Origin of the sequence: Acutalibacter sp. 1XD8-36 (genome assembly GCF_009917525.1) — a bacterium.
GTDB lineage: Bacteria > Bacillota > Clostridia > Oscillospirales > Acutalibacteraceae > Acutalibacter.
This window is the reverse complement of sequence record NZ_QZDU01000007.1, coordinates 12,376-33,479: the sequence shown is the minus strand read 5'-3', so window position 1 is coordinate 33,479 and position 21,104 is coordinate 12,376. Positions and strand designations below refer to the sequence as shown.

Annotated in this window: 17 protein-coding genes; 5 read left to right on the top strand and 12 right to left on the bottom strand. The window is 55.3% G+C overall.

Translation table 11 applies throughout. The features are described from left to right. Positions 1-157 precede the first annotated feature (157 nt). The 5 genes from D5270_RS11510 (at position 158) to D5270_RS11490 (ending at position 8,330) form a co-directional block, all read left to right on the top strand. On the top strand, positions 158-1,525 hold the full coding sequence (locus tag D5270_RS11510) for a hemerythrin domain-containing protein (protein ID WP_166544239.1): 1,368 nt from the start codon (positions 158-160) through the stop codon (positions 1,523-1,525). A gap of 70 nt (positions 1,526-1,595) precedes the next feature. Beyond that, positions 1,596-2,447 (top strand): MBL fold metallo-hydrolase, encoded by an 852-nt coding sequence (locus tag D5270_RS11505; protein WP_166544238.1) that lies wholly within the window; start codon positions 1,596-1,598, stop codon positions 2,445-2,447. 235 nt (positions 2,448-2,682) lie between these two features. Next, on the top strand, positions 2,683-3,054 hold the full coding sequence (locus tag D5270_RS11500) for a response regulator (RefSeq protein ID WP_330587523.1): 372 nt from the start codon (positions 2,683-2,685) through the stop codon (positions 3,052-3,054). Then, a complete protein-coding gene (locus tag D5270_RS11495; protein ID WP_166544237.1) occupies positions 3,054-5,582 on the top strand; it encodes a response regulator in 2,529 nt (842 codons plus the stop codon). Before D5270_RS11500 ends, D5270_RS11495 begins: the two co-directional genes overlap by 1 nt. Before the next feature lie 51 nt (positions 5,583-5,633). Further along, the gene (locus tag D5270_RS11490) at positions 5,634-8,330 is read left to right on the top strand and encodes a DegV family protein (protein WP_166544236.1); all 2,697 of its coding nucleotides are present in this window, start codon (positions 5,634-5,636) and stop codon (positions 8,328-8,330) included. Positions 8,331-8,416: 86 nt separating this feature from the next. Here the strand turns inward: D5270_RS11490 and D5270_RS11485 are convergent, their stop codons facing one another. From D5270_RS11485 to larB, 12 genes are all read right to left on the bottom strand, one after another. Further along, a complete protein-coding gene (locus D5270_RS11485) occupies positions 8,417-8,923 on the bottom strand; it encodes a GNAT family N-acetyltransferase (protein WP_166544235.1) in 507 nt (168 codons plus the stop codon). Positions 8,924-8,935: 12 nt separating this feature from the next. After that, positions 8,936-9,712, bottom strand: a complete 777-nt coding sequence (locus D5270_RS11480) for an ABC transporter permease (protein ID WP_166544234.1) — start codon at positions 9,710-9,712, stop codon at positions 8,936-8,938. 5 nt (positions 9,713-9,717) lie between these two features. After that, positions 9,718-10,521 carry an ABC transporter permease gene (locus D5270_RS11475; RefSeq protein WP_166544233.1) on the bottom strand — a complete coding sequence of 268 codons (804 nt, stop codon included), beginning with the start codon at positions 10,519-10,521 and terminating at the stop codon, positions 9,718-9,720. Positions 10,522-10,530: 9 nt separating this feature from the next. After that, positions 10,531-11,319: an ABC transporter ATP-binding protein gene (locus D5270_RS11470; RefSeq protein ID WP_166544232.1), complete on the bottom strand. Its 789-nt coding sequence runs from the start codon at positions 11,317-11,319 to the stop codon at positions 10,531-10,533. Beyond that, positions 11,312-11,857 (bottom strand): hypothetical protein, encoded by a 546-nt coding sequence (locus D5270_RS11465; protein WP_166544231.1) that lies wholly within the window; start codon positions 11,855-11,857, stop codon positions 11,312-11,314. The genes D5270_RS11470 and D5270_RS11465 overlap by 8 nt, the downstream gene beginning before the upstream one ends. Before the next feature lie 258 nt (positions 11,858-12,115). Continuing rightward, on the bottom strand, positions 12,116-13,477 hold the full coding sequence (locus D5270_RS11460) for an MATE family efflux transporter (protein ID WP_166544230.1): 1,362 nt from the start codon (positions 13,475-13,477) through the stop codon (positions 12,116-12,118). A 21-nt stretch (positions 13,478-13,498) separates the two neighbouring features. After that, positions 13,499-15,382 (bottom strand): ABC transporter ATP-binding protein, encoded by a 1,884-nt coding sequence (locus D5270_RS11455; RefSeq protein ID WP_166544229.1) that lies wholly within the window; start codon positions 15,380-15,382, stop codon positions 13,499-13,501. Further along, positions 15,375-17,159 carry an ABC transporter ATP-binding protein gene (locus tag D5270_RS11450; RefSeq protein WP_166544228.1) on the bottom strand — a complete coding sequence of 595 codons (1,785 nt, stop codon included), beginning with the start codon at positions 17,157-17,159 and terminating at the stop codon, positions 15,375-15,377. Before D5270_RS11450 ends, D5270_RS11455 begins: the two co-directional genes overlap by 8 nt. Positions 17,160-17,453: 294 nt before the next feature. Continuing rightward, entirely contained in the window at positions 17,454-19,103 is a 1,650-nt protein-coding gene (locus D5270_RS11445) for a methyl-accepting chemotaxis protein (protein ID WP_166544227.1), read from the bottom strand. Between the two features lie 109 nt (positions 19,104-19,212). After that, on the bottom strand, positions 19,213-19,830 hold the full coding sequence (locus D5270_RS11440) for a flavodoxin family protein (protein ID WP_166544226.1): 618 nt from the start codon (positions 19,828-19,830) through the stop codon (positions 19,213-19,215). A 41-nt stretch (positions 19,831-19,871) separates the two neighbouring features. Beyond that, positions 19,872-20,291 carry a nickel insertion protein gene (gene larC, locus D5270_RS11435; RefSeq protein WP_166544225.1) on the bottom strand — a complete coding sequence of 140 codons (420 nt, stop codon included), beginning with the start codon at positions 20,289-20,291 and terminating at the stop codon, positions 19,872-19,874. Between the two features lie 36 nt (positions 20,292-20,327). Next, positions 20,328-21,074, bottom strand: coding sequence for a nickel pincer cofactor biosynthesis protein LarB (larB, locus tag D5270_RS11430; RefSeq protein ID WP_166544224.1), 747 nt, complete (start codon positions 21,072-21,074; stop codon positions 20,328-20,330). Positions 21,075-21,104 lie beyond the last annotated feature (30 nt).

The following is a 21,104-nucleotide window of genomic DNA, read 5'->3' as shown; positions in this document are numbered from 1 at the left end:
TAGTTCCTTTATAAGCCTTGGGACCTGCGCTTTTGCGCGGGTCCTTTTGCTGTTTTCAGGGTGCCTTAAATGGCGTATTATTTTCCCTTTTAGGAATGGACAGGCCTGTTTTTTTGTGCTATACTTTATGGGAAATACTCAGCACAGGAGGATATATATGGACGGTCAACTTGAGTGGCTCGAAGAATATGAAATCGGGGTTGAGGAGATTGACAAGGAGCATAAACGGCTTTTCAAAATCATCAATAAGCTGTTCTCCTCAGCCGAAGACGGCGAGAATTACCGGCGCACCTGCCAGGAGGGTATCAAGTTCTTCCGCGGGCACGCCGTGAAGCATTTCGCCGAGGAGGAGCTCTATATGGCCACTATGGGCTATGAGGGCTTGGAGCGGCACAAGAAGATACATAAGGGCTTCAGGGAAGACACCCTTCCCGCCCTTGAGCAGGAGCTGGAGCAGAGCAACTACTCCCAGGAGGCCATAGAGCATTTTATCGGCGTATGCACCGGGTGGCTTGTGGGCCATACCCTCACTGAGGACCAGGCCATCGCCGGGAAGAACATAAGCAAATGGGGAGAGCTTCTCCCCGAGGACGAGCTGGAGGCGCTGAAGAAGGTCATAATCCAGCTGGTCTTTGACTTGTTCCACCTGGAGTCCAAGGTAGTCAGCGAGACATATGGAGGCGAGAAGTTCGGCAAGGGCGTGTACTACAGGCTTGCCTACGGCTCAAAGGACTCCGAGACCCGCCAGGAGGTTCTGATGGTCTTTGAGGAGACCCTGCTTGTGAACACCGTGGGCAAGATACTTGGAATACAGTCAAACCGCATGGACAGTATGCTGGTGCACGCGGCAAGGTATACAGCCAGGCAGTTTGTGGGCAAGGTCATGGAGTTTATCGAGACCGGCAAAAACTGCGAGCTCAAGGAGGAAAACCTTCTCTCCTTTGAGCAGTTCCAGGATATATTTGAGCGGGAGAAGCCCCAGGTCAGCCTGCTGTTCAACACCGGCGGCGCGGGGTATTTCGCCTACTGCGCCATAGCACCCCACCTGCTGGAGGCCTCGGTGCTCACGCCCCTTGAGAACGAGAACGCCATGAAGGAGGTTGAAAGATACCTCAGCGAGCGCAGCGCCAAGGAGCAGTATGAGGAGGAGCACTACAGGAAAAAGATACTGGTGGTGGACGACTCCGCCACCATACGCCAGGGCATGAAGTCCCTTTTGGAGCCGGACTACGAGGTGTCTCTGGTGGACTCCGGCGCTGCGGCCTTCAGAGCCATCTCCCTGGACCAGCCGGACCTGGTGCTGCTGGACTATGAAATGCCCGTATGCGACGGGGCCCAGACTCTGGAAATGCTCCGCACTGTCCCGGAGTTTGAGAAGGTGCCGGTCATCTTCCTCACAGGGCGCAGGGACCCTCAGAGCATGATAAAGGTAATGCCCCTGAATCCGTCGGGGTATCTGCTGAAGCATATGAAGCATGAGGAGATTAGAAAAGAGATAGATGAATTCTTTGCGGGAAGAACCTGAGTGAAAAAGCTGCTTTAGCGGCTAAAGCTTATACCAAATAAAATCAAATCTACCGGAAAGGACGATTGCCATGTATGAGTCAAAATTTTTCAGGGCGCGCAAGATATTCGGGCATGTGACCCTTATCACTGGCCTTGGCGGGGAGCAGGCCTATCTTATCGAGGGCGGCGAGCGGGCCCTGCTTATAGACGGGCTCTCCGGGGTGGGCAGCCTAAAAGCCTTCGTGCGCGAGCTGACAGAGCTGCCTGTGACCCTTGTGAACACCCACGGCCATGTGGACCATATCGGCGCGGATTTTGAATACGGAGAGGTCCGTATCGCGCCGGAGGATATAGAGCTGATGTACGCCCACAGCAGCCGGGAAATGCGCCTGGACTTTGCAAAAAGCGGCGCAATGTTTGCCCCGCTGCCCACTGAGCCCAGGCTCTCGGATGTGACCGTGCCAGGGCCTGTGAAGACTCTGCCGGTGAAGGACGGTGACATCTTTGACCTGGGTGGCGTGGAGCTGGAGGTAATTGCCGTGCCGGGGCACACATGGGGCACGGTGGTATTCCTGGACCGGGATTTGCGCGTAGTGTACTCCGGCGACTCCTGCAACAGGAACACCCTGCTGTACGGCACTGAGTCCGCCTCTATTGAGGAGTATAAGGAGAGCCTGCTGCACCTTAAAGACTTCCTGCCCGCCTTTGACGGGCTCTGGGGCGGTCACGGCGGCGGCGCAGAGACCCCCGACATTGTTGAGGACGCTATATCCCTCTGTGACGAGATAATGGCCGGGACCGACGACGGTATCGAGGCCATGGGCTTCGGCGGGCGGCCCTGCCTGTACGCCAAAAAGAAGGACGAGCGCTTCCGGCGGCTGGACGGCGGCATTGCCAATATCGCCTACTCCAGGGACAGGATATGGAAGAAGGATATTTGACCGGCAGGTAAGGTCTGAAAGCGTCTCTGCCAGATACGGCAGGGGCGCTTTCATTTGGCCTAATCTTATTGTGATATTCGCAAAATATGTCTTGATTTTCCGGCAGGTTTCACTTATAATATATTGTGTATATGTGCTAATAAATTATTCTATAGCGCAGCCTATATTTTAAAGAAAGGGAGCCCTTCGTCTGCACTTTTTCACATATATCCGCGCAGACTGTACAGGGGCCGGCATGGTGGCTTATATGCAAAAACGCATTTTAGTTGTGGATGACGACGAAATGAACTTGACTAGAACCAAAATCATACTAAAGAAAAATTATGACGTGCTTCTTGCAAGCTCCGGCATGGATGCGCTGCATATGCTAAGGCATGAGAAGGTGGATTTGGTCTTGCTGGATATTGAGATGCCAAAGATGAACGGCTTTGTGACCTTCCAGCGCATGAAGGAATTTGTGGAAGACGTACCTGTGATATTTTTGACAGCCTCAGGCCTTGAGGGGGACGTGGTAAGCGCTATCAAAATGGGTGCAGTGAACTATCTGAAAAAACCCTTCCAGCCCCAGGAGCTGCTCAAAAGGGTCGCGCAGGAGATAAAAGCATAATGAGGGCGGATGAACAAACAGGCAAACATCTGCTGCTGGCTGTTCTAGCTACTGTTTTCAGCAGCGTCCTATGTATCGTCACAGTCCTTACAGCCTGGGAGCTTTGGATTATCCCCCTGATGATAGCGGGCTGCTTTAGCGTATGGTTTCTGCATATTGCGAGAATCGGCTCGGACACCCTTTATGAGAGCCTCTGCTCTGGCCTGCTGCTGTTTGAGTTCTTTTTCTTCAGCGTGCATGAGGCCAGTCTATTTGATATCCCGGCTATAGCCGGGATTATGGTATTTTCCCTGTTTATCCTGAACAGAAAGTGGATTTTGCATGTGACGGTTGCCCTGTATGCCCTGGCAATACTGTACCATGCTTTTGTTCTGCACACTATCTCCCCTTCCCTTAGTTTCCACGACATCCTGCGGCTGGTCCTTGGGGCTGTGATAGTCCTAGGCGGCACTTCCCTTGCAAGATACTGGATTAGCCGCCGCACTGCCCAGCATAAGTGGTACGAGAATATATTTGCAGAGCTGCGGACCGTAGAGCGGCAGAATGCGGTCTTCCTCTCCAACGTCTCCCACGAGCTGCGCACCCCCATCAATATGGTAATCGGTATCAGCGAGGTGGCCCTTGGGAAGGAGCTCAATTCGGATATCCGCTCGGACGTGACCTCCATAAATATGGCCGGAAAACGTCTGTCGAGCCAGATAAGCAATATGATGGACTATACAGAGATAGTGACCGGTACGCTGACCCCTGCTAAAGAGGAATATATGATAACCTCTGTGCTAAACGATGTTATAACCTCCACCGCCCTGCAGTCCAACCGCCAGCACCTTGAGCTGGTCTTTGATATCGACCCGAAGGTGCCCGCAGTACTTATCGGGGACGCGGAAAAGATATCCCATGTGCTGAAAATCCTGGTGGAGAACTCCATAAAGTTTACGGAGGAGGGCGGCGTAAACGTCCGCATAGGATACCGCCGGGAGGGGTACGGTATCAACCTGATTATCGATATCCACGACACCGGTATCGGAATGACCGACGCCCAGCTCACCAAAATGTACGACGACTTCTACCAGGCCGACAGCGGCAGCAGCCGCCTTGCGGGAGGGCTTGGCCTTGGCCTCCCCATTGCCCGGGGGCTCTTAAACGCCATGGGCGGCTTTATACATTTCTCCAGCAAGACCCAGCAGGGGCTCCACGCCCATATAGTTATACCCCAGTGGATTGTGGACGACCGGCCCTGTATAATGCTTACCAATGCGGACGAGCTATGTATCGGGTGCTATTTTAAGCCGGATAAGTACGCCAGCGACGAGGTCAAGGGCTACTATGACGGGCTGATACTCAGCCTGATGAAGGGCCTTGGCGTAAACGGCTATCAGGCCCATAACTTTGAGGGCCTGCTCAGAATACAGCGCGCCCACGACTTGACCCATGTGTTCATTGCCCAGCCGGAATACGAGGAAAACCGTGAATACTACGAGGAGCTTGCAAATACCAAGAGGGTGATAGTTATTGCCGAGCGCGGCTTCACCCTGGACAGCATGAGCGGACTGCTTGTGATACATAAGCCCTTCTCCGCGCTGTCTGTCGCCAATATCCTTAACGGTGAGCTCGGTGAGCGTGGGTTTGCCGAAGACCAGGCCGCTGGCCGCAAGCCCTTTACCTGCGTCGGAGTCAGGGCTTTGGCGGTGGACGACGAGGAGATGAACCTGGTTGTTGCAAAGGGCGTACTTGGGACCTATGGGATAGACGTGGAGACCTGTCTTAGCGGCAGAGAGGCAATAGAGCAGTGTGAGAATGAGTCCTATGATATTATCTTCCTTGACCATATGATGCCCGGCTTCGACGGTGTGGAGACATTAAAATGTATCCGCGAGCTGAAGGACGGCATGTATCAGGACCTGCCAGTTATTGCCCTGACTGCCAACACGGTCAGCGGCGCCAGGGAGATGTTCCGCAGCGAGGGCTTTACGGAATTTGTGCCAAAGCCCATTGAGCGCACCGTATTGGAGCGGGTGCTTCGGAAGGTGCTGCCAAAGAGCTCTATTCTGTACAGCCAGAGCCACGGCTCTGAGGAGGCCGGTATTGAGCAGGAAAATCCGGCGCCTGAGGAAATTTCCGTGCCTGAGGCCGCTGTCCCGGAGAGCCAGCCTATAGTTTCAGGGGCCGCTGCCTCCTCCCCCTTTGCCCCCCTTGCAGAAGCCGGGGTAAACGTACAGCTTGGGCTTGACTACTGCGCCGGAGACGAGGACTTCTACCGGGAAATGCTCTGCATGTTCCGGGACCAGTGCCAGGCCAAGAGTGACGAGATAGCCTCCCTGTTTGACAGCGGGGACTGGGGCGAGTACGCCGTAAAGGTCCACGCCCTCAAGAGCACCTCCCTGACTATCGGCGCGGAGCAGCTCTCCGCCCAGGCCAAGGAGCTGGAGCTTGCGGGCAAGCGGGACGACGGAGACTTTATCCGCGAGCACCACTCAGCCCTTTTGCAGGCATATAAGGAGCTGTGCGGACAGATTGCCGGGATATAAGGGCTCCCGGCTCTGTCTTTAAATATCGTGTTTGAAGGGATGTAAGACATAGTGATTAAAAAATGGTTTGAACTCATCAACGACCACCGGGTAAGCCTGCGCGACCGGATGTTCCGCATTGTGACCCTCACCTGCATGGTAGCGCTGCTGCTTATCATGCCAATGGGCAGGAGCATATGGAATATCCTGGCGTTGGTGGTAAGCCTTGTGGCCATGGGGATGATTGTAAAGGTCAGCATTCAGAAGGAGCGCATACAGACCGGGGCCACGGCTATCACAATCCTGCTGCTCCTGCTTTTCCCCGTCAGTTTTTTCTCGGCGGGCGGGTTTTACAGCGGGGTGCCCGAGTGGTTTATCTTCTGCTTCATCTATGTCTGCCTCACCCTGCGGGGGAGGCGTATGGCTGTGTTTTTCACCCTCTGCATAGCGGAGACCCTGATATGCTACGCTGCTGCCTTCTATTATCCCGACCTTGCCGCCCAGAGCACTCAGCAGTCCTCCTTCTTTGACTCCGCCTTTTCGGTAGTGATGGTGGGCCTTTTGACAAGTATTCTGCTCATGTTCCTCAACCGGATGTATGAGGAGGAGAACGAGCTCTCCAAGCAGCAGAGGAAGGAGATTGAGGAGCTAAACCGGGCGGAAAACCACTTCTTTTCCAGCATGAGCCACGAGATACGCACACCCATCAACACAATCATCGGGCTCAACGAGATAATCCTGCGTGGGGACATCCCCGAGGATGTGGCTGAAAACGCCAGGAACATCCAGGGGGCCAGCAAACTGCTGCTCACCCTGATAAACGACACCCTGGACCTGTCTAAAATAAAGTCGGGGAAGATGGAAATTGTCAACGTCTCCTACGAGACAGGAGCGCTCTTCTCGGAAATCGTCAATATGATATGGATTAAGGCCAAGGAGAAGGGGCTCGAGTTCAAGCTGCACGTGGACTCCTCCATACCGAGTATGCTCTGCGGCGACGAGGTGCGCATTAAACAGATACTTATAAACCTTCTTAATAACGCCGTTAAGTATACCAGCGAGGGCTCCGTTACCCTTTCCGTGCGCTGTGAGCGCCAGGCGCTGAACCGGGTGCGGGTGTGGTACGCGGTGGAGGACACCGGCCAGGGGGTGAAGAAAGAGAATATCCCCTATATCTTCAACGCCTTCAGGCGCGTGGACGAGGAGCGCAACCGCTATATTGAGGGCACCGGGCTGGGGCTCAGCATTGTGCAGCAGCTGGTGGACATGATGGGCGGCGAGATAAGCGTGAACAGCGTCTATACCAAGGGCTCCACCTTCATTGTCCGGCTGGACCAGGACATTGTGGATGATAAGGAGCTGGGGACGTTTACCCTGGCCTCCCGGGCGAGGAGCCACGAGGGGGAGCAGTACAAGCAGAGCTTCGAGGCACCCGACGCGCATATTCTTATTGTGGACGATAATGACATGAACCTGATGGTGGTGAGCAAGCTGCTGTCTGACACCAAGATACAGATAGACACGGCAAAGAGCGGGGCCGAGTGCCTGAAGCTCACCCAAAACCACCGCTATGACTGTATACTAATGGACCATATGATGCCCGGGATGGACGGCATAGAGTGCCTGCACGCCCTGCGGGACCAGCCTGTGGGATTATGCCAGGACGTTCCTGTGGTGGCCCTCACCGCCAACGCCGGCAGCGACAACCAGCTACTCTACCGCAAGGAGGGCTTCAGCGGATACCTGGCAAAGCCTGTCAGCGGCGCACTGCTTGAGGCAGCTGTGCTGAGCATCCTGCCCAAGGATCTGGTGCACCTGAACGAGGAGGCCAGCCAGTCGGATATCGAGAAGGATATCTTAATCTTCGAGCAGGTACAGCGCCGCTCTATTCTGGTCACCACAGACAGTGTCTGCGACCTTCCAAGCTCCCTTCGGAAAAAGTTTGGCGTCCCTGTATGCCCGTACTATGTGTGCACCGACGAGGGCCGCTTCCTGGACGAAGATGAGCTGAAGGCCGACGAACTGCTGATGCATATTGCCGAGGGGCGCAGCGGGTACTCCAAAGCCCCTGAGGTTGAGGACTATGAGCGCTTCTTTGCCCAGAAGCTGACAGAGGCCCAGAACATAATACATATCACCATGGCAAAGCATGTGAGCGCGGGATATCATAATGCCTGCGAAGCGGCAAAATCCTTTGAGAATGTCACGATCATAGACTCCGGGCACCTCTCCAGCAGCATGGGCCTGGTGGTGCTATGCGCGGCATATATGGCTGAGCACCACGCCTCTAAGGAGGATATCATAGATGCGGCAAAGCGGATGAAGCGCTTTATCTCCTCCGCCTTTGTTATAAACGATACCCATATGCTCCGCCAGTCCGGGCGGATATCCAAGAAGATACAGATTCTCTGCGACTCGTTGCTGCTGCACCCGGTCCTTGTGCTGAGGAAATCCAGGATGGTGGTCGGCGGCATGAAGATGGGCGGGTTTAACCGGGTGGCGAGAAGCTATGTGCGTAAGCTGCTCTTAGAGACCAGAAACATTGACCGGCGCATACTGTTCATCACCTATTGCGGGATGGATGATAAGAAGCTCAAGTACATCCAGAGCCTTGTACAGCAATACTGCCCCTTCGAGCGGGTATACCTGCACAAGGCCTCGTCAGCCATTGCCAGCAACTGCGGGCCGGGGTCTTTTGGCCTATTGTTTATGAAAAAAGACGACTCTACCGCCTCCTTTTTCCAGGTGCCTGAGCAGAACAGGGGATAATAAGAAAACAGTACCCGAGGGGTTTCCCCGGGTACTGTTCTTTTATTATTCAGATATTATGCGCCAAGAGCCCAGCCTGGCGGCTGCTAGCAGAGAAGCCTATACTTTAGCAGAGTGTATTCCCTGCCGTCGTGCTCCCTGACATGCCTCTCCTCAGCATACTGCCTGAAGCCCGCCTTCGCTGCCAGGGCCCTGGAGGCCAGGTTTTCCTCCCATGAGGAGTAGTGGAACTCCTTAGCCCCCAGCTCCTTGGCCCTGGATATCAGCGCCTGGAGTATCTGCCAGCCGTAGCCCCTGCCCCAGAAATCCGGGCCAATGGCAATGCCGGTCTCCTCCCAGGTATCATCCTCCAGGGGAGCTATGCCGGTAAATCCTATGGCCTCGCCGCCGGACCTAAGGTAAACCAGGTAAGACTCCCGGCCCTGCTGAAAGGCGATGGTGCGCTCCATTCGGGAGCGGGCCTCCCCTTCGCCAGGGCTGTTCTCAATCACCATATATTGGAAGCTCTCCGTACGGCTCCACAGGTTCTTATACATGGGGAGCCAGTCATCATACTTTGCCTTGTCCAGAATCAAATCTTTAGTCTCTATCATAACATCCTCCTCTCAGGACCCCGTTGACTTATATCTGCTCACGCCGATACGCCAGACTATCCAGCAGGGCACCACAAACAGGCAGGCTATTATTGGCAGGAACATGTACCAGAGCCGTTCAGTGCGGCCCAGTACGTAGGTCAGGGGATAATACTGTATGAGGGCATAGGGTATCACAAAGGTGCAGAAGGTGAGCATTTTCCTACCGTAGATTGAGAGGGGATACTTGCCGTGCTCCAGGGCACCGTAGGTGAAGACGTTCATAACCTCCAGCCCCTGAATGGTGAAGAATGCAATGGAGCCGTCCAGAAGGAACAGGGCCGAGAACAGCACGAAGCCGCCCGCTATCATGAATATCACCGTCAGCACCCTGCTGAAGGTCCAGTCCACCGGGCAGGTCACAAGGCTGTATACCAGCATTACCACCGCCTGAAAGAGCATACCCAGGCGCACAAAGTCTATACGCTGTGACAGCACCTGAAAAATCTCGTTCCTGGGGCGGCAGAGTATGCGGTCGAACTGGCCGTTGCCTATCATAGAGTCGAAGACCTTGAAGCCCGAGGCAAAGAGCTGTGACAGCCCGAATCCCATGAGGATGATTGCATAGCAGAGCACCACCTCCTCATAGGTGAAGCCGTCCACGCTGTTGAAGCGCCCGAACATGAAGGTTATGCCCAGGAACACGGTAAAGGCGGTGAGGAACTGGGAGATTATGGTGGCAAAGAATGAGCCCTTAAACTGCATGGCGCTCTTTAGGTGAATCTCAAAATATTTCAAGTATAATTTCATAATGCTCAGCCTCCCTGTACTGTTACTCGCCTAAGCTCACGGCGCTCTATGAGCTTGCCAACCGCTATCAGCACCGCCGCCCAGAACACCTGCAGGAGCATTAGCTTCACCATCTCCGGGCCGTGCAGGTCCCCGGAATAGATACGCAGGGGCACATTAGCCGTAGCGGAGAATGGCAGCAGCTCCACAAACTCCTTAAAGCCCGCCGGGAAGAAGGGCAGGGGAATAATGTCCCCGGAGAAGAAGTCGCAGATATTCACCGCTATCAGCCGCACACCCCGGGGGGTGATGGTATGAAAGGTTATCATGTACACAATCATACCCATGGCGTTTATGACAGCCAGAGCCAGGACCAGGGAGAGCAGGAATGTGAGGAAGGTAAGCAGGTCCGGCGGGGCCGAGAGGCCGTAGGGAGCGGGCAGCAGCGCCGCGATTACTATAACCGGCACGCACCGCAGCAGGGCATTTGACACCCTGGTAGCCGCCGAGCGGGAGTACCACATGCCGTACACGTCCACCGGGCGGCAGAGCTCGTAGGCCACGTTGCCGCTCTCTATCACACTGAAAAACTCGTTGTCCATGCCGCCCATGGTCAGAAGGGTCAGCAGGGCCTGCTGGAGCCAGATATAGCTGGACATGGCAGGCAGGGACATAGGGAAGGACGAGGGGTCCGTATCATGGAAGGCCTTGAATGCAAGAATAGCCATGGCCCCCCAGAAGAACTGGCAGGCAAGGCCCGCTATAGCCGCCGTGCGGTACTGGAGCCCCATATTAAATCGTGTCCGGAAGAATGCTAAGTATTTTCTCATGGCCCGCCCTCACACGTCAAACTTCTTGTAGAGCTCTGCCACGGTCTCGTCAATATGCTCCCCGCCCCGGCGTATGTCGTCGAGAGTGCCGTCCAGTAGGATTTTCCCCTTGCCGATAAGTATAATACGGCTGGCAAGGGCCTCGATGTCCTGCATGTCGTGGGTGGTGAGTATCACGGTAGTGCCGTGGTCCTGGTTCCGGCGCTTGATGAAATCCCGCACCGCAAGCTTCGACACGGCGTCCAGGCCTATGGTGGGCTCGTCCAGGAAGAGCACCTTTGGGTCGTGTAAAAGGGAAGCCGCTATCTCACAGCGCATACGCTGGCCCAGGGAGAGCTGGCGGGCAGGGGTCTTAACAATTTTTGACAGGTCCAGGGTCTCAGTAAGCTCGCTGAGATTTTTGCTGTAGACACTGCCTGGTATGCTGTAAATCTCCTTTAAAAGCTCAAAGGAGTCTATCACCGGCACATCCCACCAAAGCTGGGAGCGCTGTCCGAATACCACGCCTATCCCCTTAACATGGGCTCGGCGCTCCTTCCAGGGGGTGCGCCCCCCTACGGTGCATATGCCGCTGTCGGGAGTTAATATGCCGCTTAGAATCTTAATGGTGCTGGACTTGCCCGCGCCGTTTGGACCGATATAGCCCACCATCTCGCCGTCCCTGATGGAGAAGCTGACTCCGTCGAGAGCGTGGATATACTCATACTCCCGGTGGAACAGAGCTTTTACAGCCTCGCCAAAGCCTGCCTCCCGGCGGGCCACCTTGAAGGTCTTGCGAAGGTCTTTTACTTCAATCATGGAGAACACCCCCTTCTGTAAGCTTTGCAAGGATATCCACGGCGATTTTTTCCACGCTCTGAGCGCCGTCTATCACATAGTCGGATGAGGGCAGTATGTCCCTGTGCATCTGCACAAAGGCGGGACGCGCGTGCTTTAGGTACGTCTCAAGGTCAAGGCGTATCTCCTCCCCTGTGGCTGAGCTCATATCCCTTAGGATTCGCCTTGCAAGGGCGATGTCCAAGGGCGTGTCAATGAAGAAGGCCGCGTCAATATAATTTTTGACAGCGTTATGACGGTAGGCGAAGGGGTAGTCCAGCAGAAGATAATCACAGTCCCCCTCCTCCCGGGCCTTGAGAATGTCCTCCTCCAGCGGGGCCAGGTCCCAGAGCTGATAGTCCGCGCCGTTTCGCACCCACTCCGGGAAGTCCTCTACACTGCCGTCAAAGCTATACTCGTCAAAGTGCAGCGACCGGGAATTGGGGAGCCGTTTTTTCAGTTCGCCTACAACAGTTGTTTTGCCGCCCGCTGTAACCGCGGCTACAGAAATAGTTTTCATCGCAAAAGCAGTCCTTTCCTGGGTTTTCAAGAGCTTTCCTGATGACGTCCCCGGCAGCCGCTCCGGGGCCCCGGCCTCTGGCTTTTGAGGGCAGGGAAGTTAATTATATATCATTATACATAAAATCTCAATATGTGAACTTACCGAAAAACCTCCGGGTGTTTCTGTGTAAAATCACTAGTTTTAGGTATATAAAAGGAGGTGAGCTTTCGCTCACCTCCAAGACCGTGGGGCGCTGCCCCACACCCTGCAAGGTGCCTAACGCGCCTTGACCGCGTCGTTCTGCTTTGCAATCCACCTGAGCAGGATAAACAGCGACGGCGCCATGCCCAGCACCCAGCCTATGGGCGCAGACAGCCATATGCCCACATACCCCATCCAAATGGGCAGCAGCACCGACCCGCCTATCTTCGCCGTCAGCTCCACTATGCTGGACACCAGGGTTGCCTTCACCTTGCCCATGCCTCTCAGGGCCGAGTTTACCGTCCAGATACCTCCCAGCGCCCAGAAGAACATGGCCTCTATGCGCACCATGCTCACCGCCGCCTCCAGCACGTACTCGCTGGGGCTCTCCATAAACACCAGCGCCAGGGGCCGGGCGAAAATCAGCATTACCGCCGTTGAGACTACCGACAGCCCGCAGACTATCAGGAGGCCCTTCCTAAGGCCCTCCTTTATCCTCTGGAACTTCTTCGCCCCGAAGTTCTGCCCGGCATATACGGAGAAGGAGAAGGCCACGTTGCTGAAGGATACCGTTGCCAGCTGCTCCACCTTGCCGCCCACTGTGTAGGCCGCCACAATGTCAGAGCCGAAGGAGTTTATCACCGCCGTTATCACGAACATCCCCACGCAGAGCACCATGCTCTGGGCGCACATGGGCAGGCCAATGGAGAGGTACTCCTTTATCATGGCCTTATCAAGCCGCCAGGACTCCCTGTCCGGCACGAGCCTTTTGTGCCGCTTCGACATATACAGCCCGCAGAGCACAGCCGATACCAGCTGGGAGAGCACCGTGGCGAAGGCCACCCCGGCTACGCCCCCGTTAAAGCCCAGCACAAACAGAAGGTCCAGGCCCACATTGAGCAGGGAGCTGAATATCAGGAAGTATAGCGGGGTCTTCGAGTCCCCAACCGCCCGCAGTACCGAGGACACGCCGTTATAGGCCTGCTGTATAACGGTCAGCCCGCCGGTTATCTGTATGTACAAAACCGACTGGTCGATGATGTTCTCCGGCGCGCCCAAAAGCTCCATCAGGGGCCTTGCCCCGAAGAAAGACAAAGCGCCCAGTACCGCCCCGCCACCCAGCACCATATACGCCGCGTGGGCCACGGCCTTTTTCAGCCTCTCCTCCTGCTTTGCGCCCTCGGCCTGGGACACGATTATTGAAAGGCCGTTTGTGAGGCCGTTGCCCATGAACATAATAAACATGCTGGTTGACGCCGCCGCGCCTATAGCCGCCAGGGCGTCTATGCTCACAAACCTGCCCACAACTATTGTGTCCACCAAGTTGTACATCAGCTGGAATATGCCGCCTATCCACATGGGGATGGCGAAGAGTATCAGCAGCCTTGCCGGGCTCCCCTGGGTCATGTCAAGGCCCGCTCTTTTCCTTGCCTCCAACTTTTATCCCTCCTTGACTTATTACGCCCTCTGTAGCTGCTCCTTATTATACTGCAAGGTATAGAGATTATAATATCTCCCCTTCTTATGCAGCAGCTCCTGGTGGGTCCCCTGCTCCAGAATCTCGCCGTGGCTCAGCAGGATAATATTGTCCGCATGCTGAATAGTGGAGAGCCTGTGGGCCACAATGAGCATTGTGCCGATATTCTTCATCTTCTCAAGGGAGTCCTGGATAAGGAGCTCTGTCTCCGTGTCGATATTCGCTGTGGCCTCGTCCAGAATCATCACGGCGGGCTTATGGAGTATGGTCCTTGCGAAGCTCAGGAGCTGTCGCTGCCCTGCCGAGAAGTTGTTGCCCCGCTCCCTGACTACCTCGTCAAGGCCGCCCTCAAGACGGTAGATAAACTTGTCGGCGTTCACGTACTCACAGGCCTGCTTTATGTCCTCCTCAGGGAACTCGTCCCTCAGAACTATATTGCTTCTGATGGTCCCCGAGAACAGAAACACATCCTGCAGCATCTGCCCGAAATGCTTCCTAAGGGAGGCTATCTTAATATCCTTGATGTCCACACCGTCTATCAGTATCTGCCCCTTCTGTATGTCGTAGTTGCGGCAGATAAGGGATAGTATGGTGGATTTGCCGGAGCCTGTGGAGCCCACAAAGGCCACAGTCTCCCTGGGGCTGATATGGAAGCTCACTCCCTTTAATACCCACTCGCCGGGGTTATAGGCAAACCATACGTCCTTAAATTCAATCTCGCCCTTAATATCGCTGAGCTCCCGGGCATTGGGGGTGTCCACAACCTCGGGCACCATGTCCATGACAGTAAATATCTTCTCAGCGGCTGCAAAGGAGCGCTGGAGCATGTCGAACTGCTCGGCAAGCTGCTGAATTGGGTTGAAGAACTTTGAGATATACATATAGAAGGAGACGATAACGCCGCTGGACATCACCTGCCCGAACACGTTCCAGTCTCCTATATAGCCCTTGCCGCCCAGGTACAGCAGGCAGAGCACCGAGGAGATATAGAGCATATATACCATGGGCTGGAAAATGCCGAAGACAAACATGCGGCTGCGCTTGGCCCCCTGCAGGGTCCTGGAGCGCTCCAGGAAGTCCCGCATTTTACGGTCCTCCTGGTTAAATATCTGGGTTATCTTGATACCTGAAAGGTTCTCCGAAAGGTAGGTGTTCAGGTCCGTGGTGGCGTCGTTCACCCGCAGGTGCACCGAGCGGGAGAACTTGCGGAAGATTACGGTGAAAAGTACCACGAAGGGCACGAAGCAGAGCACCATCAGGGTCAGAAGGTAGTTCAGCATGAGCATGGCGGCAAGGACCCCGAATATCACCATGACATTCTTTGCCAGGGTCACAATGATATTTGTAAACATAAAGGATATGGCGTTGGGGTCGTTGCTCACCCTGGTGACCAACTTGCCCACAGGGATATTGTTCAGCTGCTCATGGGAGAGGCCCTCAATATGGGTGAACACATCCTCGCGCATGGCGGACAGTATCTTCTGCCCCACCTTCTGCAGCACCATGGCCTGGATGTAGGTGCACACCAGGGACACCAGGAGCACAGCCACATAGCCGCCCACAATGCTCAGCAGGTAGGACATCTCAAAGTCCCCCACCACTGTCTCCTCAATATGGCCCACCAGCAGCGGTGAGACCACCTCGTACCATATTGAGAGCATCATCACGAAGAACACCAGCACAAACTGCATTTTATAGGGCTTCGCATAGCGGAGAAGCCGCCGGATTATCTCTGAGTCGGGCATATTGCGCTCCCGGTTTTCCAGGATGTTCCTGCGCCTTGCGGTGAGGTATGCAATAAGGAATACAAGGGCGAACAGCCCGATTATGCCGCCCACTATCAAAACAGGAAGATACTCACGCATTGTGATATTCAGCTCCTTCCTCGTCCAGCTTTTGCAAGTCTACCATCTTTGTGTACTCCAGGCAGCTTCTGTAGAGCTCCTCATGGGTGCCAGCCGCCACAAGCCTGCCCTCGTCAATAAAGAGCACCTTGTCCATCTGCTCGATGGTGGAAATCCGGTGGGCGATAAGTATGGTGGTCTTGCCCGCCCGGGTCTCCCTGAGGTTCTGGAGTATGGCGCGCTCGGTCTTGGTGTCCACCGCCGAAACTGAGTCGTCCAGTATTAGTATGGGGGCGTTCTTCATCAAGGCCCTAGCTATGGAGATTCGCTGCTTCTGCCCGCCGGAGACCGTCACGCCGCGCTCCCCAAGGACAGTATGATAGCCGTGCTGGAACTTCTTTATGTCGTTTGCAATGTCTGCCAGCTTGGCATACTGGGTGATTGTCTTGTCGTCGTAGTCCTCTACGCCGAAGGCTATATTATGCTCTATAGTGTCCGAGAACAGGAAATTATCTTGGGGCACATAGGAGCAGCCGTCCCTCAGGGAGCGGATTGTAATATCGTTCACATCGTGGCCGTCTACAAACAGGGTCCCGTCAGGCACGTTATATGTACGCAGTATCAAATCCACCAATGTGGTCTTGCCTGAGCCGGTCTTGCCCACCAGGCCCACGTTCTCACCGGGCTCAATCCTGAAACTGATATTTTCCAGGGCGTCGTACTCACCGTCGGGGTACTTGAAGGTCAGGTTCCTGAACTCTATGCCGCCCTTCACCTGCTCCAGGGGCTTTGCGCCGGGCCTGTCCACCACGGTGGGTGCCGCATCCAGCAATTCGCTTACCCGGTTCATGCTGGCCTGGCCCCTGGAGGTCATGTCGATAAGCTCGCCCACAGCCATAATGGGCCAAATTACCGCGTTAAAGTAACCGATGAACTCCACAAGCTGGCCGGCATTAAATATGCCCTTATAAACCAGGAAGCCGCCGTAGCCAAGGATAACGCAGACCACGCTCTCAATAAACAGGGAGACGAATATCCTGAAGAGCACGGATATCTTGGTGTGGTTTATGTTCGCCACCTCGTTCTCCTTATTGAGCTCCTTAAAGGCCAGAAGCTCCTTTGCCTCCTTCACAAAGGCCTTCACAACGGCTATCCCTGAGAAGCTCTCCTGAGAGAAGTCCGAGAGCTTGGAGAAGGCCTCCTGGCGTATCTCCCAGCGCTCCATCATTTTGCGCCCGATTATTGTGGCGCAGCAGAGCAGGAAGGCCATGGGTATCATTGAGAGGCCTGTGAGCAGCGGGTTCATGCTCCACATCTTTACTATTGCCATGCCGCCCATAAAGAACGCGTCGAAGAACATGAGCACTCCCCAGCCGAAGCAGTCCTGCACGGTATCAAGGTCGTTGGTGAAAAGGCTCATCAGATTGCCGACCTTGTTCTCCTGATAGAACTCCCGGCTGAGATTCTTGCAGTTGTCAAACATCCGGTTGCGAAGGTCCGCTTCAAGCCGGATTGCGCTGCCCATAAAGCAGAGCCTCCAGAAAAAGCGCCCGGCAACTATTATCAGGATTACCACTACCATGGGCATACATATCCTGTCTAGCAGGAAGCCCATATCAAATGGCACCGTCTGCCCGTCAACCTCCACAAAGCCCTGGTTTATGCCGTTTATCACCATCTGATAAAGGTTTGGTATCACCAGCTGGAAGTAGTCCACCGCTATGAGGGCCCCGAGGCCCATTAGCAGTATGGGGGCAAACTTCAGATAATAACGGTTCATATGCCTGCCGAAAATCACGCTGTTTTCCTCCTTTTTTCGCCGTTTGGGGTTGTCATCACAAGCTAATATTATATCACAGGTCTCCGGGTTTTTCCAGTCCTTTTATAAATATTTTTAAGAGATTGTTGCCGGGTTGTAAATATTTTATAAATGAGTTTAGGGGTATACATTAAAAAGCACCTGCCGAAGCGGGTGCTTTTTCTTTAGGGTTTATGGGGTGATTTGGCGGGCACTGCGCTATAGGCGCTGCCCGAAGTGGGCCGCGGGGCTCTGCCCCGCACCCTGCCACCTTTGAAAAGGTGGACGAAACTTTTAATCCTTCAGCCTGAAACGGCTGGTCTGCTCCCTCAGGTTCTTCGCCTGGGCAAAGAGCTCGGAGCTTACGGCTGCGGACTCCTCACTGCTTGCGGAGTTGGTCTGCACCACCGCGGATATCTGACCAATGCCCTCGGTGACCTGGGCAATGGACTCGGCCTCTCCGCGCACAGCGTCAGCGATAACGCCGATATCCTCATTGGACCGGCTCACCAGCTCCATGGTCTCCTCCAGGGCGGCGGAGACTTCCGCCACTATCCCGCTGCCGCGGCTGGCTGCGGCCACACAGTTGTCTATAAGCTCAGTGGTAGCGGCGGCGGCCTCGTCAGACTGGGCGGCAAGCCTGCGCACCTCGTCGGCAACGACCGCAAAGCCCTTGCCGGCCTCACCGGCCCTTGCGGCCTCAACCGCGGCATTCAGGGCAAGTATATTGGTCTGGAACGCGATATTCTGGATAGTGGTGATGATTTGTCCTATTTGCTCGGAGGAGGAGCTCACGTCCTCCATTGCGGACACCATCTGCTCCATCTTCTGCTCGCTCTGGGCGACCTGTTCCCCGGTAAGGCGCGCGCGCTCCTGTGCCTCGGTAGCCGTCTGCACATTGCTCTGGGCGCTGCGGGATACGCCGTCCAGCGTGGCGTACAGCTCCTGCACGGCACTGGCCTGCTCGGTAGCTCCCTGGGCCAGGGACTGGGCGCTGCTTGAGAGCTGTTCGGCGTTGCCGGATATCCTTATCTCCGACTGGTTTATCTGGCCCATAGCCATAGATAGGGTGGTAGTCAGGCTCTCAATAGAGGCCTGTATGCTGGCAAAGTCTCCGATATACTCCTCAGATGTGCTCACATCAAAGTTGCCGTTGGACATCTCGCCCATAATACGGTTGATGTCTGAGACATAGCCGTTTATGGTCGCAAGGCTGTCCCTGAGGATATCGGCAAGCCTGCCCAGCTCGTTCTGCGACCGGTAGTCCAGCTCCAGGTTGAGCCGCCCCTCCTGCATTACGGAGCTGCTCTTGCTTATGGCGACTATCGGGTTTACGGCCCGGGTAATCACATAGTAGATAAGGCTCATAAGGCATACCAGCGCCAGCAGCAGGCAGGTGCCTGTTGTGACCTGCATGGTGAATGTTGTATCATCCATGGTCTTCTGGGTCTCGTCCCTTAGGAGCGTGCCCTCCTCCACCACCTGGTCCAGATACCCCACCAGGGTGGAAAGGTTTGTGCCTATGGTCTGCTGGTAATACTCCTGCGCGGCCTGGGGGTCGCTCTTATGCAAATCCAGGACATATGTAGCAGACTCGTGCAGCTCCTTATGCAGGGGCTCAAGCTTCGAGCGCAGGCTGAGCACTGCCTCGTTCTCCGTGCCGGCTTCCCCATAGAGCCACTGGCCTAAAACACAGCCGGTAGGGTCTGTGCTGCCGGTAAACTCGGTCCCTGCGTACAGAGCGTTCGACAGATTTTGGGACCACTTATAGTGTGCGGCCTCAGCCTTCTGGGCTCGTTCCAGAAGGGCGCTGGCCTGCTTAGCCTGCTCCTGGGTGTTATCGATTTTGAAGGTGTTTGCAGTGGTGATAAAACTAAACAGCAGCATTGCCGCCAGCGCTAACGCTGCCCTTATAGCTATCGACCGTTTGATACTCTTTCCCATACTTATTGTCCTTTCTTTCGTCAGCTTTCGGCGGTACCGCCGCCACGGAGTGCGTACTGCTACTATCATACACGAATAGGCGAAATTTTGCAACCCTTACAATTAAATTTTACCTTACGAAGTTTGTAAACGTCTTGGGCTCCTTTTCGGGCAGGCCGTACCTTTCCCGCCCAAGGGCTATGCTCTTCATCAAAAAGCTCATGTTACTGGCAAGTGTCCTCATCATCTGCAGGCCCTCCGCGTCCTCCAGGGCCTGCCCTGGGGTCTGTCCGTGTATGCCGTTCCAATACTGCCCGCTGGCAATGGGCATGCCCGAGATGGCGAAAAATTTGTTTAGCTCGTCATAGGTCGCCGTGAGCCCGCCCCTTCTGGCCGCCGCCACAGCCGCGCCCACCTTCATTGTCTTGTCACAGCCGCAGCTATAGAAAAGCCTAGTGAGAAATGCAACCAGCGTGGCGTTTGCCGAGGCATAGTACACCGGGCTGCCCACAACCAGGCCGTCACACCGGGCGAACTTCTCCGCGGCCTCGTTTACAGCGTCGTCAAACACACAGCGGCCCAGCTCCCCGCACCTTCTGCACCCCACGCAGCCCCTTATGGCCTTATTGCCTATGTGCAGAATCTCCGTTTCAAAGCCCTCGGCCTGGAATACCTTCTCCATCTCGTGCAGGGCAATATAGGTGTTCCCCTCTTTATGCGGGCTGCCGTTAATCATAAGTACATTCATTATATAGTCCTCCTTATATTATAATATAATAATTAAAATTTTTATTCCAAAAGCCTGCGGGCCTCCTCAAGGCTCAGCCCCTGCTCCCGGGCAATTTTCGCAAGGTCCTCATACTCGGCCTTCTCCCTCTCTGTCCCCCAGCCCTCAACGTGCTTTATGCGCACCGGGCCGTACTCAGTCTCGGCCTCTGTAAAGCTCCGCTCCAGGGTATAGCGCCTGCAGCGGCTCTCCCTTATCCCCAGGGTGGTGGTGTGCTTAAAGATAAGCCGGGCCATTTTCTCGCTGTCGCCGGGCTTACAGAGGCAGGTGAGCATTGTGCCAGGCCTTGATTTCTTCATGCCTATAGCCGTGGTAAACACGTCCAGCGCCCCCTCGTTCAGCAGCACCTCCATGGCAAAGCCAATGCCCTCGGGGGACATGTCGTCCAGGTTGCAGCTCAGCTCTGTTATCTCATCGGTCATAGCCGTTCCCCCCTGCTATAATATATAAGTATATTGCTAGATATGGTTTATCATGCTTGCAAGGTACCCCGCGCCGAAGCCGTTGTCAATGTTCACCACACTCACCCCGCTGGCACAGGAATTCAGCATGGACAGCAGGGCGGAGAGCCCCCCGAAGGACGCCCCATACCCCACGCTTGTGGGCACGGCTATCACCGGACAGTCCGCAAGGCCGCCTATAACGCTGGCAAGCGCCCCCTCCATCCCGGCTATGGCTACTATCACCCGGGCGCTCATAAGGTCCTCAAGGTGGGCAAGGGTCCTGTGCAGCCCCGCCACACCCACGTCATAGAGCCTTACGACCCGGTTGCCCAGCACCTGGGCGGTGAGGGCCGCCTCCTCAGCCACAGGCATATCGCTGGTGCCGCCGGTGGCAACGACAATATTCCCCTTCCCGGTGGGCTCCGGCATACGGCCCACAATGCCGACCCTTCCCATCTCATGGTATTCAAGGGGCAGGGCCTCCCCCACCACCCCCGCCGCTTCCGGGCTCATGCGGGTTATGAGCACCGCCTGCTCTCCGTCCTTTCTCATGCTGGCGGCAATGTCCCTTATCTGCTCAGGGGTCTTCCCCGCGCCATAGATGACCTCAGCGGCCCCCTGGCGCAGTCCCCTGTGGCCGTCCACCTTGGCAAAGCCCAGGTCTCGGAAGGGCTCCATTTTGAGCTTCAGCAGGGCCTCGTCCACGGTGCAGCCCCCGGATTTCACCTGCTCGAGTATATTTTTAATGTCTGCCTGGTCCATTTTCCCTCTCCTTTTCGCAAATTACCTATA

What these genes read in the sequence shown, in the direction of transcription:
- D5270_RS11510 (WP_166544239.1), top strand. Translation starts at nt 158, where the DNA reads ATGGACGGTCAACTTGAGTGGCTCGAAGAATATGAAATCGGGGTTGAG.
- D5270_RS11505 (WP_166544238.1), top strand. Translation starts at nt 1,596, where the DNA reads ATGTATGAGTCAAAATTTTTCAGGGCGCGCAAGATATTCGGGCATGTG.
- D5270_RS11500 (WP_330587523.1), top strand. Translation starts at nt 2,683, where the DNA reads ATGGTGGCTTATATGCAAAAACGCATTTTAGTTGTGGATGACGACGAA.
- D5270_RS11495 (WP_166544237.1), top strand. Translation starts at nt 3,054, where the DNA reads ATGAGGGCGGATGAACAAACAGGCAAACATCTGCTGCTGGCTGTTCTA.
- D5270_RS11485 (WP_166544235.1), bottom strand. Translation starts at nt 8,923, where the DNA reads ATGATAGAGACTAAAGATTTGATTCTGGACAAGGCAAAGTATGATGAC.
- D5270_RS11480 (WP_166544234.1), bottom strand. Translation starts at nt 9,712, where the DNA reads ATGAAATTATACTTGAAATATTTTGAGATTCACCTAAAGAGCGCCATG.
- D5270_RS11475 (WP_166544233.1), bottom strand. Translation starts at nt 10,521, where the DNA reads ATGAGAAAATACTTAGCATTCTTCCGGACACGATTTAATATGGGGCTC.
- D5270_RS11470 (WP_166544232.1), bottom strand. Translation starts at nt 11,319, where the DNA reads ATGATTGAAGTAAAAGACCTTCGCAAGACCTTCAAGGTGGCCCGCCGG.
- D5270_RS11465 (WP_166544231.1), bottom strand. Translation starts at nt 11,857, where the DNA reads ATGAAAACTATTTCTGTAGCCGCGGTTACAGCGGGCGGCAAAACAACT.
- D5270_RS11455 (WP_166544229.1), bottom strand. Translation starts at nt 15,382, where the DNA reads ATGCGTGAGTATCTTCCTGTTTTGATAGTGGGCGGCATAATCGGGCTG.
- D5270_RS11445 (WP_166544227.1), bottom strand. Translation starts at nt 19,103, where the DNA reads ATGGGAAAGAGTATCAAACGGTCGATAGCTATAAGGGCAGCGTTAGCG.
- D5270_RS11440 (WP_166544226.1), bottom strand. Translation starts at nt 19,830, where the DNA reads ATGAATGTACTTATGATTAACGGCAGCCCGCATAAAGAGGGGAACACC.
- larC (WP_166544225.1), bottom strand. Translation starts at nt 20,291, where the DNA reads ATGACCGATGAGATAACAGAGCTGAGCTGCAACCTGGACGACATGTCC.
- larB (WP_166544224.1), bottom strand. Translation starts at nt 21,074, where the DNA reads ATGGACCAGGCAGACATTAAAAATATACTCGAGCAGGTGAAATCCGGG.